This window comes from Sphingomonas sp. SL1004, assembly GCF_057815015.1.
This window is the reverse complement of sequence record NZ_JBYMUX010000001.1, coordinates 1,404,071-1,417,219: the sequence shown is the minus strand read 5'-3', so window position 1 is coordinate 1,417,219 and position 13,149 is coordinate 1,404,071. Positions and strand designations below refer to the sequence as shown.

At 65.7% G+C, this 13,149-nt stretch carries 11 protein-coding genes; 7 read left to right on the top strand and 4 right to left on the bottom strand.

Going from position 1 to position 13,149, the window contains the following annotated elements:
- Window positions 1-24: 24 nt before the first annotated feature.
- On the bottom strand, window positions 25-2,313 hold the full coding sequence (locus AC3D24_RS06295; protein WP_489029149.1) for an FdhF/YdeP family oxidoreductase: 2,289 nt from the start codon (window positions 2,311-2,313) through the stop codon (window positions 25-27).
- Window positions 2,314-2,439: 126 nt separating this feature from the next.
- Between AC3D24_RS06295 and trxB the strand changes: the two genes are divergently transcribed.
- Complete coding sequence (gene trxB / locus AC3D24_RS06290) at window positions 2,440-3,408, top strand: thioredoxin-disulfide reductase (RefSeq protein WP_423322737.1); 969 nt, start codon at window positions 2,440-2,442, stop codon at window positions 3,406-3,408.
- 22 nt (window positions 3,409-3,430) lie between these two features.
- Here trxB and AC3D24_RS06285 read toward each other — a convergent pair whose 3' ends face one another.
- From AC3D24_RS06285 to AC3D24_RS06275, 3 genes are read right to left on the bottom strand one after another with little or no spacing between them, the layout of a single operon-like run.
- Window positions 3,431-4,189 carry a hydrolase 1, exosortase A system-associated gene (locus tag AC3D24_RS06285; RefSeq protein WP_489029146.1) on the bottom strand — a complete coding sequence of 253 codons (759 nt, stop codon included), beginning with the start codon at window positions 4,187-4,189 and terminating at the stop codon, window positions 3,431-3,433.
- Window positions 4,177-4,857: an alpha/beta hydrolase family protein gene (locus AC3D24_RS06280; protein ID WP_489029144.1), complete on the bottom strand. Its 681-nt coding sequence runs from the start codon at window positions 4,855-4,857 to the stop codon at window positions 4,177-4,179. Before AC3D24_RS06280 ends, AC3D24_RS06285 begins: the two co-directional genes overlap by 13 nt.
- Before the next feature lie 11 nt (window positions 4,858-4,868).
- Window positions 4,869-5,147, bottom strand: a complete 279-nt coding sequence (locus AC3D24_RS06275) for an acyl carrier protein (RefSeq protein ID WP_489029142.1) — start codon at window positions 5,145-5,147, stop codon at window positions 4,869-4,871.
- 77 nt (window positions 5,148-5,224) lie between these two features.
- On the opposite strand from AC3D24_RS06275, the gene AC3D24_RS06270 reads away from it, so the two are divergent.
- From AC3D24_RS06270 to AC3D24_RS06245, 6 genes are all read left to right on the top strand, one after another.
- Window positions 5,225-6,898, top strand: a complete 1,674-nt coding sequence (locus tag AC3D24_RS06270) for an acyl-CoA ligase (AMP-forming), exosortase A system-associated (protein WP_489029140.1) — start codon at window positions 5,225-5,227, stop codon at window positions 6,896-6,898.
- The gene (locus AC3D24_RS06265) at window positions 6,895-8,121 is read left to right on the top strand and encodes a pyridoxal-dependent decarboxylase, exosortase A system-associated (RefSeq protein WP_489029138.1); all 1,227 of its coding nucleotides are present in this window, start codon (window positions 6,895-6,897) and stop codon (window positions 8,119-8,121) included. Before AC3D24_RS06270 ends, AC3D24_RS06265 begins: the two co-directional genes overlap by 4 nt.
- A gap of 185 nt (window positions 8,122-8,306) precedes the next feature.
- A complete protein-coding gene (locus tag AC3D24_RS06260; protein ID WP_489029136.1) occupies window positions 8,307-8,951 on the top strand; it encodes an XrtA/PEP-CTERM system exopolysaccharide export protein in 645 nt (214 codons plus the stop codon).
- A 10-nt stretch (window positions 8,952-8,961) separates the two neighbouring features.
- Complete coding sequence (locus AC3D24_RS06255; protein ID WP_489029135.1) at window positions 8,962-10,485, top strand: XrtA system polysaccharide chain length determinant; 1,524 nt, start codon at window positions 8,962-8,964, stop codon at window positions 10,483-10,485.
- Window positions 10,486-10,491: 6 nt separating this feature from the next.
- Window positions 10,492-11,508 carry an AAA family ATPase gene (locus tag AC3D24_RS06250; protein WP_489029133.1) on the top strand — a complete coding sequence of 339 codons (1,017 nt, stop codon included), beginning with the start codon at window positions 10,492-10,494 and terminating at the stop codon, window positions 11,506-11,508.
- The gene (locus AC3D24_RS06245) at window positions 11,505-13,136 is read left to right on the top strand and encodes a hypothetical protein (protein ID WP_489029131.1); all 1,632 of its coding nucleotides are present in this window, start codon (window positions 11,505-11,507) and stop codon (window positions 13,134-13,136) included. The genes AC3D24_RS06250 and AC3D24_RS06245 overlap by 4 nt, the downstream gene beginning before the upstream one ends.
- Window positions 13,137-13,149: the final 13 nt, after the last annotated feature.

Here is a 13,149-nt window from a genome sequence, read left to right as displayed (position 1 = left end):
CGACGCCGAGAATACGCTGCTCGGTCAGCGCGTCTTCTCGATCCGCACCGGCACCGATTTCCCCGCAGGGACGTGACTCTCACGGGCATGATGAGCGACCGGCATGAGCAGGTTGCACTCGGGGTAATAGGCGCCGAGACAGCCTTCGGGGATCGCATATTCGACCACACGAAGCTTGTTCAGGCGCCGATCGGAATTGCCACCCGCATCGCCGACCAGATCGACGTCGTCGCCATCGGTGATCCCCATACGGATCATGTCGCTGCGGTTCATGAACACGATGTCGCGCGTACCCTTCACGCCGCGGAAGCGGTCGTGATAGCCGTAGACGGTCGTGTTGAACTGGTCGTTCGACCGCAGCGTCATCAGCCGGAAACGGCCTTCGGCCTCCTCGAACCCGGTCACGTTCAGCGATTGCGGAACGTTGATCTCTGCCTTGCCGCTCTCGGTCTTCCACTCGCGGTGCGCCGCGGGCACGCCCTTCCAGAACCCGCCGGGCGTGAACATCTGTTTGTTGAAGTCCTTGAACAGGTCCGGATACGTCACCTCGATCGCATCGCGAACGCGTGCATAATCGCGCACCCATGCATCCCAGTCGAGCTTCGGATTGGTTGCGAGCGTTGCCTTGGCGATCCCCGCGACGATCGCCGGCTCGGACAGCAACGTCTCGGCGGCGGGCGTTGCCTTGCCCTTCGAGCCGTAGATCTGGCTGAACGAATCCTCGATCGACACGCTCTGCGGCCCGGTGCCCTGCATGTCGGTCTCGATCCGGCCGAGGCACGGGAGCAGGTACGACGTTTCGCCGGGCAACAGGTGCGATCGGTTGAGCTTGGTCGCGATGTGCACGGTCAGGTCGAGCGCGCGCCACTTGGGCTCCATCCGTGCATGATCCGGGATCGCACGGACGAAATTGCCGCCGAGCCCGACGAACGCCTGCGCGCTGCCGTCGAGCACCGCTTCGCATGCCTCGACCGTATCCCAACCCTTCGCGCGCGGCGGCTCGAACCCGTATTGCTCGGCGAGTTTGTCGAGCGGGGCGAGTTCTGGCTTCTCGGTGATGCCGACGGTGCGCTGGCCCTGCACGTTCGAATGCCCGCGGACCGGGCCCATGCCCGCGCCGGGCTTGCCGATATTGCCGCGGAGCAGCATCAGGTTGACGACCATGTGGACGTTGTCGATGCCACCGACGTGCTGCGTCAGCCCCATGCCGTAGACAGCGATCACTGCCTTCGACTTGGCGTACACCTTCGCCGCTGCCTCGATCTCGGTACGGGGCAGGCCGCTCTCATGCTCGATCGTCGCCCAATCGGTCGCACGCGCGACTTCGGCGAACGCCTCGAAGCCGGTCGTGTGTTCGGCGAGAAAGGCGTGATCCAAAACGGGCAGGCCGTTGATCCGCTTGGCGTTGTCGTCCGCCTCGATCAGGTATTTGCACATCCCCATGATCGCCCCGACGTCGCCGCCGGTCTTCAACTGGTGATATTGCGAGGCGATCGGCGTCGACTTGCCGGTGACCATCTCGATCGGATTCTGCGGATCCTGGAATTTTTCCAGTCCGCGCTCCTTGAGCGGATTGAACACGACGATCTCGACACCGCGCTTCGCGCAATCGCGCAACGGATGCAGGAACCGCGGACTGTTTACGCCGGGGTTCTGCCCAAAATAGAAGATCGCGTCGCACTTCTCGTAGTCGGTAAGGTGAATCGTGCCGACCGCAGAGCCGATCGCCGACTTGAGGCCAACCGAGGTCGTCTCGTGGCACATGTTCGAGCTGTCAGGCAGGTTTTGGCTGCCGTACATCCGCGCAAGCAGGCTATACATGTACGACGTTTCGAGGCTGGCGCGGCCCGACGCGTAGAAGATGACCTTGGTCGGATCATAGGTCTTCAGCTTGGCGCCGATGCCCGCAAACGCCTCGTCCCAGCTGCACGCCGCGTATTTGTCGGTCGTCGCATCGTATTTCAGTGGATGGGTGAGACGCCCGGCTTGTTCGAGGTCGTAATCCTTCCAGCCGATCAGTTCGCTGACCGTGTGCTGCTCGAAAAACGCCGGCGTGACGCGGAACGAGGTCAGCTCCCACGCGGTGGCCTTGGCCCCGTTCTCGCAGAACTCCGCGACATGCGGATGGGCCGGCTTGCCCCAGGCGCAGCTCACGCACGCAAAGCCGTCCGGCTTGTTCTGGCGGGCGAGTTCGCGGATCACTTCCGGCCCGACCTTCTCGCGTGCTGAAATCTCGACAAGCGACTTCATCGAGCCCCAGCCGCCTGCTGGTGCCGTGTAGTCCTCGATCTCTACGGTCCGGTCGTCGCTCATGCTCATCTCCGCTTTTGCCAGTCAACGAAGCGGCAAAGCTTTCGATGCAGGCGCGACAGATTTACCGACGGTTCAAATCCGGCCGCGCATCCCCTAGATGCAGTCTCGAATCTCCAAGGAACGACGATGACCACCCATACCACCCGCATGCTCATCCTCGGCTCGGGGCCTGCCGGGCTCTCCGCCGCGATCTATGGCGCGCGTGCCGGGATGGCGCCGATCGTCGTGCAGGGCATCCAGCCCGGCGGCCAGCTGACCACGACGACCGATGTCGAGAATTATCCCGGCTTCAAGGACGTGATCCAGGGGCCGTGGCTGATGGAGCAGATGCAGGCCCAGGCCGAGCATGTCGGTACGCGGATGATGTGGGACACGATCGTGCAAGTCGATCTGACCAGCCGCCCGTTCCGGCTGATCGGCGACAGTGGCGACGTGTACGAAGGCGACACGCTGGTGATTGCGACTGGCGCGCAGGCGAAGTGGCTCGGGATCGACAGCGAGGAGCCGATGAAGGGCAAGGGCGTCAGCGCCTGCGCGACCTGCGACGGGTTCTTCTACCGCGGCAAGAAGGTGGCGGTGATCGGCGGCGGCAACACCGCGGTCGAGGAGGCGCTGTACCTCACCAACCATTCGCCCGACGTGACTCTGATCCACCGCCGCGATTCGCTGCGATCGGAGAAGATCCTTCAGGAGCGGCTGTTCGCGCACAAGGGCGTGACGGTGCTGTGGAACAAGGAAGTTCGCGAGTTCGTCGATGGCGGCGGCAATGCCGGGCTGGTCGCGCTTGAGCTTGAGGACACGGTCACGGGCGAGCGCTCGCGGCTGGACGTCGATGGCGGGTTCGTGGCGATCGGGCATCACCCGGCGACCGAGCTGTTCCGCGGCCATATCGACCTAGATTCGGACGGGTACATCGCGGTCGAAACCGGCTCGACGCGGACCAGCGTCGAGGGCGTGTTCGCGTGCGGCGACGTGGCGGACAAGGTGTACCGGCAGGCGGTGACCGCAGCTGGAACAGGCTGCATGGCGGCGCTGGATGCCGAGCGCTTCCTGGCTGCGGCCGAGTTTGCGGAGCTGGCCGAAGCCGCTGAATAGACGGAGGAATCGGGAAAGAAGATTAGGCTAGGTTACGCCTGAGCGCCGTCTCCAGCGCGGCGCCTGCCGCGCCGGTGAAGCTGTGCGAGTCGGTGTCGATCGTCTCGGTCGGCACGGCGGCACCGGCGGCGTCGGCAAAGGCGATTGCGGTCGCGTCGCCGCGGGCGAGGATGACCGCGGCGTTGGTGTCCCACACCGCCAGCGCGGTCAGGACCCGGGTCGCCAGTGCCTCGGATTGCGTGCCACCCAACCGCCACAAGCCTCTGACGAGTTTGCGAAAGTTGACGCCACCCAATAGCGCGCGGCGCCATGTCGCGGGGTCGCGCAGCGCGGTTCTGTAGCGCGCACGGATGGCGGCGGCGGGCGGGAGATCGTCGATCGGTTCAACCACCCAGGGGTTGGCGAGGATGATCCGGTCCACACCTGCTGCCTGTCCGAACAGCGCCAGCGTGCTGGCAGCGTCGCAGTTGCCGAAACCGACGATGCGAGTGACGTGTGGGGCGGCGGATCGGAACGCCTCCGCAGCGGCGATCAGGTCGGGCTCGCCGCAAAGGAACTCGGCATTGTCGCCCGTTGAATCACCTACGCCGCGGCGATCGTAGCGGAACACGGGGGTGCCCGTTTCGGCAAGGCGATGAGAGAGCATGGCCATGCCACGATGCGCGCCGCTGCGGATCTCGTTGCCACCGGAGACGATCAGCAGGCCGGTGGTGCCCGACGCTTCGTCGAGTGTGGCGGCGAGCATTTCGCCTTCGCACGTGAATATGATCAGCTTTCGCATGATGCGATCCACTGTGCGATATCGGCCGCAAGCCTCTGTGCCAGGTCGATATCGTTCCCCGGCTCTGACCGACGCCAGAGCGGCGAACCCGGATATGTAACGTCTGCGGGCCGCGGGTCGGTGTCCAATCGCGCGATCCGCATCGGGCCTTCGCCGGCGTACGGCATTGCCTCGCGGAGATCGGCGAGCATATCGGGCGACAGGACATTGCCGGCATATTCGTTGTCTGTGGCCGGGGCAGGTCGCGTAGCGGCGGTGCGCGTGCGTTCGAGTTCGCGGAGCAGGTCTTCTCCGGTCTGCGGCGCAAGTTCCCAGCGACCGGCGAGGGTCGCCTGCGTGTCGAGCAATGCGCCGCTCCTGATGGATAGGGCGTAGCAACGGGTGCCAAGCCGCTCCGCTAGCTCTGTATAGGCCTCCCGCTGGTCGAGCAGGCGAGCGTCGGCAGTGATAACGATGCTCTCGCCGATGCCGGGGAAGTCGGGGAGTACGCTGCCGATCCCATGGGTCGCGAGATCGCGTAAAATCGTCACCAGGAACTGACGTGTGCGGTTCGCTTCTTCGAACAGCGGAAGTGCAGCGATGATGATCGGGCCAGTGTATGGGCCGAATCGCAGCATTGCCTCACGGCCGCCCGTCCAATCATAGGTATCGAAGCGGAGGCCGGTCATCCTTGCTAAAGCTAGACCAGCGCCTTGCTCGCGGCAAACGTCACCAGCGCGCCGAACGTCTCAAGCATTTCGCCGTCGATCTCGTCGTCTTCGATCAGGATGCCGAGCCGGTCTTCGAGTTCGGTCAGGACGCTGGCCACCGCCATCGAATCGAGTTCGGGCAGCGCACCGAACAGCGGCGTTTCGGCGGTGAACGCGGCGACGCGATCGGCGCTTAGGCCAAGGATGTCGGCAAGGACGGCGCGTACCGTCGTTTCGACTTGGGAAGTACCTTCGAAAATCACGAGCATCGCCTGAACCGTTACGAACCGCGCTCCGCTAGCGTGTGGGGGTGAATTCGGCAACGGCTTGGCGCTATGAGGGGGCAATGATTGCGCTCGACCCCAAGCCGTACCCTATCGACCACGTCGCGTTGCGCGGCGCACCGGATACCGTCGCGCTGATCGACAAGGCGGGCACGATGACGTTTGCCGAACTCGATGCGGGCGTCGGGGCGTTGGCGGGCTGGCTTGCGGGCAGGGGGCTGACCGCTGGGGATCGGGTGGCGACCTGGTTGCCAAAGACGCGCGTCGCGTGCCTGATGCCGCTTGCGGTGGCGCGCGCGGGGCTGGTGCATGTGCCGGTCAACCCCCTGCTGCGTAGGGCGCAGGTTGCGCATATTCTTGGGGATAGCGGGGCGCTGCTGCTGGTGACGCAGAGCGTGCGGGCGGGGACGCTGGAAGCGGACGACGTGCCGAATGAGTGCACGATCGTCGACGAGGCCGATCTGCCCTCGGGTCCGCGGCGGGGGCCGGGGGCCAGTGAGGGCGATGCCGATGATGTTGCTCGACGTGCTGCCACGAAGGTTCTCCCAACTAGGCCCCGGCCTTCTCCGGGGAACCGTGAGCACGGTATTTTGGGGCCGTCGGATGCCGATCCGGATAGTCTTGCCGCAATTCTCTATACCTCCGGGTCTACCGGGCGGCCGAAGGGTGTGATGCTCAGCCATGCGAACCTGTGGCTCGGGGCGATCTCGGTAGCGCGTTATCTGAAGCTGGAACCCGAAGACCGGGTGCTCGGCGTGCTGCCGTTGTCGTTCGATTATGGTCAGAACCAGCTGTTCTCGACATGGGCGGCGGGGGCATCGGTGGCGCCGCTCGATTATCTGGTCGCGCGCGATGTCGTGAAGGCAGTCGAACGATTCGGGGCGACGACGCTGGCCGGGGTGCCGCCCTTGTGGGTGCAGTTGCTGGAGGCGGAGTGGCCGGCGGAGACCGCGGCGCGGTTGAAGCGGCTGACCAACTCTGGGGGTGCTCTGACGCCTAGGCTCGTGCGTGGACTGCGCGAGCGGTTTCCGGCGGCGGATGTGTACGCGATGTATGGGCTGACCGAGGCGTTTCGGTCGACCTATCTCGATCCGGCGCTGATCGATTCGAAGCCCGACGCGATGGGGCGGGCCATACCGTTCGCGGAGGTGTCGGTGGTGAAGCCGGACGGCACGCGTGCCTCGCCCGGCGAGGCGGGCGAACTGGTGCATTCCGGGCCTCTGGTGGCGCAAGGGTATTGGCGGGATGCGGAGCGGACCGCGGTGCGGTTTCGGCCTGCGCCGGATGGCGTCGGAGTTGCGGTGTGGTCTGGAGATACGGTCGTCGAGGGCGAGGACGGCTTGCTTCGGTTCGTCGGGCGCGATGACGAGATGATCAAGAGCGCGGGGAACCGGATCAGTCCGCTCGAAGTGGAGGAGGCTGTGCTGGCGGGGGGCGAGGCGCGCGAGGCGGTCGCGGTTGGGGTGCCGGACGATCGGCTGGGGCAGGCTATCGTCGTTATGCTGGCTGGGGATGCTGCTGGGGAGAGTGCCTTGCGGGCGCGGCTGCGTACGGCGTTGCCGAGCTTCATGCAGCCGGGAGTATATTTGTGGCGCGATGACTTACCGCGTAATGCCAATGGGAAGCTGGATAGGTCTGCTATCGCTGCTGAAGTAAGGGCGTGTTCCTCCGCGAAGGCGGAGGTCCAGACTGGGCCCCCGCCTTCGCGGGGGAACATGGAAGGGAGTGCGTCATGAAACCGATGGGTGCCCTTCCTCGGGAGTTCTCTCAGCAGTCCGGCGCGCTGAAGATCGGTGGTCGGTCGGCTGACGACTGGGCTGCGCAGGCTGGCGATACGCCGCTGTTCGTCTACGACATGGCCATCGTCGCCTCCCGCATCGCGCGGTTTCGAGCGGCGATGCCGGCGATCGACCTACATTATGCGATCAAGGCCAATCCGCATGGCGATCTGCTCGCCGCGATCGCGCCGTTGGTCGATGGACTCGACGTCGCCTCTTCGGGCGAACTCGCCAAGGCGCTGACGGTCAAGCCCGCTGCCTCGATCAGCTTCGCCGGCCCCGGCAAGCGCGACGCCGAACTCGTCGCCGCGATCACCGCGGGCGCCACGCTCAACGTCGAGTCCGAAGGCGAGGCCGCGCGGGCGTTCGCGATCGGCGATCGGCTTGGGTTGGTCCCGCGGATGGCGGTGCGCGTGAACCCCGATATCGAGCTGCGCGGTTCGGGTATGCGGATGGGCGGACGGGCCTCGCCGTTCGGGGTCGATGCGGTGCGCGCCGCGGCGCTGGTGAAGGCGATCGTCTCCACCGGGGCGGACTGGCGTGGCTTCCACATCTACGCCGGCAGCCAAGCTCTCGATTCCGGGGCGATCATCGAGACGCAGGCCGCGACGATCGCGCTCGCTGCACGGCTGGCGGACGAGGCCGGCATCGTGCCTCCGCTCGTCAACCTCGGCGGCGGCTTCGGCGTGCCGTATTTCGCGGGCGACGTGGCGCTGGATGTGGAGCGCGTCGGCGAAGCGCTTGCCGAATCGCTAGCCGCGCGTCCGACAGTGCTTGCCGATACGCGGTTCGCGATCGAACTCGGCCGCTGGCTGGTCGCCGAGGCGGGTGTTTACCTCACCCGTGTCGTCGACGTGAAGGACAGCCAAGGGGAGACCTTCGTCGTCGTCGATGGCGGACTGAACCACCAGCTCGCCGCCAGCGGCAATTTCGGCACCGTCGTCCGCCGCAATTATCCGATCGCCGTCGCCGCGCGGCTGGGCGATATCTCGACCGAAACCGTATCGGTCGTCGGGCCGCTGTGCACCCCGCTCGACCGGCTTGGCGACAAGGTCGCGCTGCCACGGATCGAGGTTGGCGACGTGATCGCGATCTTTCTCGCCGGTGCTTATGGTGCGAGTGCGAGCCCGAGTGCGTTTCTCGGGCATCCAGCGGCGATCGAGATCGTTACTGGACCATAGACTGTCGGTACCGTCTCAGATTTGGGCTGTCCCAATCTGGGGCCATCGCCCGCGGGGAGCATGGTTACGGGGCGCTCCTAACGCTATCTTCACCTGTTCCTCGCATAGCCGAGGCTGAGTTTAGCTGGTCGCCGGGCAACCGATGGCCAGCGTCCCGCCAGTGTGGCGCCAGGAGAAAAGTGCCCATGCGTTCCGGATCCGTTTCGAAGTCCCTGCTTACCGTCGGTCTCGTCGCCATGACGCTTGGCGCGTGTTCGACGACCGGCGGTCGCCCCGAATTGCCGCCCGCGTCGTACGTCGCGAACAAGGAGCTGCCGGGCGAGGAATACGTCATCGGCCCGCTCGATCAGCTGAACATCTTCGTCTGGCGCAATCCCGAACTGTCGTCGAAGGTCCAGGTGCGCCCAGATGGCCGGATCACGACGCCGCTGATCAACGACATGCCCGCGGTCGGCAAGACGCCGGCGATGCTCGCGGACGACATGAAGAAGGCGCTTGGTGCGTATATCAAGGATCCGATCGTCTCGGTGATCGTCGAGAATTTCAGCGGTACGTATAGCCAGCAGGTCCGCATCGTCGGCGCGACCGAGAAGCCCGCGTCGATCCCGTACCGCGCCAACATGACCCTGCTCGACGCGATGATCGCGGTGGGCGGGCTGAGCCAGTACGCGGCGGGCAACAAGGCGCGGCTGGTGCGCTACGATCGTGCGACCGGCAAGCAGACCGAGTTCGCGTTGCAGATCGGCAACCTGCTCAAGAAGGGCGATTCGTCGGCCAACGTCCGGCTCGAGCCGGGCGACGTGATCATCATCCCCGAATCGATGTTCTGAGGCACGCTGGATGAACGGGATCTACGACGAGGTGCGGGTTGCCCTGCACGCGATCTGGACGCGGCGCTGGCTGGCGCTGGCAGTGGCGTGGGGCGTGTGCGTGCTCGGCTGGCTGGTCGTGTCGCAGATCCCCAGCCGCTACGAATCGACTTCGCGCGTATTCGTGCAGATGCAGTCGATCCTGCCGGCTGGCATGGACGGCGTGCCGCAGAGCGTGCCGATGACGGTCGATACGATCCGCACCACGCTGATCTCTGCCGTGAACCTCGAAAAGGTGGTGCGTGGCACCGATCTGGCAAACACCGTGTCGAGCGATCGCGACGTCGCCGACCGGGTGGCGGCGCTCGCACCGAACATCAAGATCGTGTCGCAGCAGGACAATTTGTTCCAGATCACGACGACCGCGGCGAGCCCCAAGCTCGCACGACAGATCACGCAGAAGCTGATCGACCTGTTCGTCGAGCAGAACCTGGCGGGTGACCGCTCGAAGACCTCGCAGAGCCTCACCTTCCTCGACCAGCAGCTCGCCGCGCGACAGAAGCAGCTTGCCGATGCCGAGGCGAAGCGCGCCGATTTCCAGAACCGCTATCTGGGCGCGTTGCCCGGCACCGGATCGGTCAGCGACCGGATCGGTGCGGCGCGGTCGCAGATGGCGCAGGTCGACGGCGACCTCGCGGCGGCGCAGTCGAGCCTGTCCGCGGTGCAGGGCCAGATGGCGGGGACGCCGGCGACTGTGGCGGGGGCTGGCGGCGTCGCGGGTGCGGCGGGGCCGGCGCGCGCGCGGCTGCAGGCGATCCAGGGCCAGCTCGCCGATGCGCGCGCGAGAGGCTATACCGAAAACCATCCCGACGTGGTGGCGCTGAAGAGCCAGCTTGCGGCTGCTACCGCGGCGGCGCGTAGCGAACCGCTGTCGGGGGGCAGTGCCGGCGGCAGCGCGCAGAACCCGCTTTATGCGTCGCTCCAGTCGATGGTTGCGGACCGGCAGGCGACGGTTGCGTCGCTGCGGGTGCGGCGGAGCCAGCTTCAGGGCGATCTCGACCTGCTGAATTCGAAACTGTCGGGCGATCCGGAAGTCGCTGCCGAACAAGGCTCGATCGATCGCGACTATCAGGTTCTCAAGGATCAGTATGATGCATTGCTCAAACAGCGCGAGCAGACCGCGCTGATGGGGCAGGCGCAGTCGCAGAGCGATCATGTGAAGTTCAGCGTGATCGATCCGCCGACGATGCCAAGCACACCGAGCGCACCGAACCGAATGCTAGTACTGACGGGGGTGCTGATCGCGGGACTTGCCGCTGGGATCGGTGCGGCGTTTGCGATGGGCCAGTTGCGGACGACGTTCGCGACGACCACGCGGCTGGAAAAGGCGGCCGGGATGCCCGTGATCGGATCGATCGGCGAAGTGGTGACGCGGGTGCAATCGAGCCAGCGTCGGCGCAAGCTGAAGATGTTCCTGGGTGGCACTGCTGCGCTGGGCGCCGCCTATGTCCTGTTGCTGGGGGTCGAGATTCTCCAGCGCGGGCTGGCGGCTTAGGAGGGTATGACCGTGACGAAACCTGATCGCGAACCCTCGCTGCTCGAACGCGCAGCCAAGGTGTATGATTTCTCCGCCCATGCGCGCGCGCGCGCCGTATCGGTTGCAGAGGCGCCGGTTGCGGACCCGCGCCCGGTCGAGACCGAGATCACACCCGAGCCCGAGCCCGTAGCCGGACCTTCGCACGATTTCGCCGACGCGACCTTTCTCGCGATCCCGGAGGAGCTGCGTGCGCCGATCGGCGACGAGTTCACCGACGAGGTGTATTACCCCGAGGAGTCGGCCGACACCGCGCGGATCGATCGCGGGATGCTCGCCGCCAACGGCATGATCGTGCCCGGCGCACCGGTCGGTCCGCTTGCCGAAGAGTTTCGCCTGATCAAGCGCCAGTTGCTGATCGCCAGCACGCGGATTGCCGAAAGCGATAGCCCCGACAAGGCGCGGATGATCCTGATCTGCTCGGCGCGGCCGGAGGATGGCAAGACGTTCTGCGCGGTCAACCTCGCGCTTTCGATCGCTGCCGAGCGCGATACCGAAGTGCTGCTGGTCGACGCCGACGTTGCCAAGCCCGATATCGTCAACCAGCTCGGCCTGACCGATGGCCCGGGCCTGCTCGATGCGCTGGGCGATTCGCGGATCGACGTCGAGGACCTCGTGATCCGCACCGATGTGCCGCATCTGTCGATCCTGCCCGCCGGTACCAAGACCGCGATGGATACCGAACTGCTCGCCAGCGCGCGGACCAAGGCGGTGATCGCGCGGCTGCTCGCGGCGAACCCGCGCCGCGTCATCATCATCGATTCGCCGCCTGCGCTGGCCGCGTCGGCTGCATCTGTGCTGGCGATGCGCGTCGGGCAGGTGATGCTCGTCGTGCGCGCCGATCGCACGCCCGAGAGCGAACTGCGCGCGGCGGTCAACATCCTCGACGGGTGCGAGCACATTCAGCTCGTCCTGAACGCGGTTTCGTTCGTCCAGGGCGGCGCGCGGTTCGGCAGTTATTACGGCCAGGAGGGCTCCAAGTGACCGCAATCCGCAGGCTGGCGATGGCGGGCGGCGCGGTGACGCTCGCCGGGCTTATCGCGACCCCCGTAACCGCGCAGGCGACCCGCCGCGTCTCGATCACGCCGTATATCGAGGCGAGCCAGATCCTCGACGCCGATCTCAGCGGCGGCGACGTGCTGACCTATACGAGCCTTGCCGCCGGGGTGGATGCCGCGATCGAGACGCAGCGCGTGTCGGGCCAGATCAGCTATCGCTACGAGCGTCGGTTCGCGTGGGACAAAGACGTCGGCGACAACGACATCCATTCGGGTCTTGCCCGCGTCAACGCCAAGCTCACCAAGGCGTTGTCGTTCGAAGCGGGCGGGATCGCCACGCGCACGCGCTCGGACATTCGCGGCGCTGCACCTGGCCTGTTGGTCGGCAACATCGACAACGTCTCCCAGGTGTACGCCGTCTATGGCGGCCCGACGCTGACCACCAACGCAGGGCCAGTCGCGTTCAACGCCAATTATCGCCTCGGCTATACCAAGGTCGAAACGCCGACCTTTGCGGATACGAGCGTCGGGGCGCAACGGCTCGATTATTACGACGATTCGATCGGGCACACCGTCAACGCCAACGCGTCGATCGCACCGGGGGCCGTGCTGCCGTTCGGCGTGACGCTAAGCGGCGCGTATGACCGTGAGACGGCGAGCCAGCTGAAACAGCGCTATGAGGGTTATTACGGCCGCGGCGACGTGCTCCAGCCGATCTCGCCCTATGTCGCGCTGACCGCGGGGGTCGGTTACGAAAAGATCGAGACGAGCCAGAAGGATGCGCTGGTCGACGCGACGGGCGCGCCCGTGCTCGACAAGGACGGCCGGTTCGTCACCAATTCGGCCTCACCGCGGCGGATCGCGTACCGTACCGACGGGATCTATTACGATGCGGGCGTGGTCTGGCGGCCCAATCGGCGCACCTCGGTCGAGGGTCATATTGGCAAGCGCTATGGCTCGCTGAGCTACACCGGCAAGGCGACCTATCAAGCATCGCAGTCGGTCGGCCTGGCGGTCAACGTGTATGATGGCGTGCAGACCTTCGGACGTCAGCTTCGTACCGGCCTCGGCAATCTGCCGACCAGCTTCATTTCGAACCAGCAGCAGGGCTTCGGCCAGCAGTTCAACGGCTGCGTGTTCGGATCCAGTGGCGCGCAGCCGGGCGCCTGCCTCGACGACGTGTTCCAGTCGATCTCGACATCCAGCTACCGGGCGCGCGGTATCGATGGCGTGATCGTCGCGACGCGCGGCCGTTCGACCTGGGGCGCCGGTGCCGGCTATGCGAGCCGCAAGCTCTATGCGCCGTCCCTCGCACCCGGCGTCGTGGCCAGCGGGCTCGACGACCAGAGCTATTACGGCCAGTTGTTCTACACGCGGACGCTGACCCAGCAGTCGGGTGTCAACGCCGATCTGTTCGTGAATTACTTCGACAGCGGCGTCGAGGATATCACGGGCGATACGAGCGTTTGGTCGTATGGCGGGACCGGAACCTATTACCACAATTTCGGACGACTCGGCACGACCGCGTCGCTCGGGCTTTACAGCTTCAAGGTCGGCGACCTCGACAGCGACTGGTCGGCGCAGGCGCTGATCGGTGCGCGGTACCAGTTCTGAAGGCGAGCAGCTT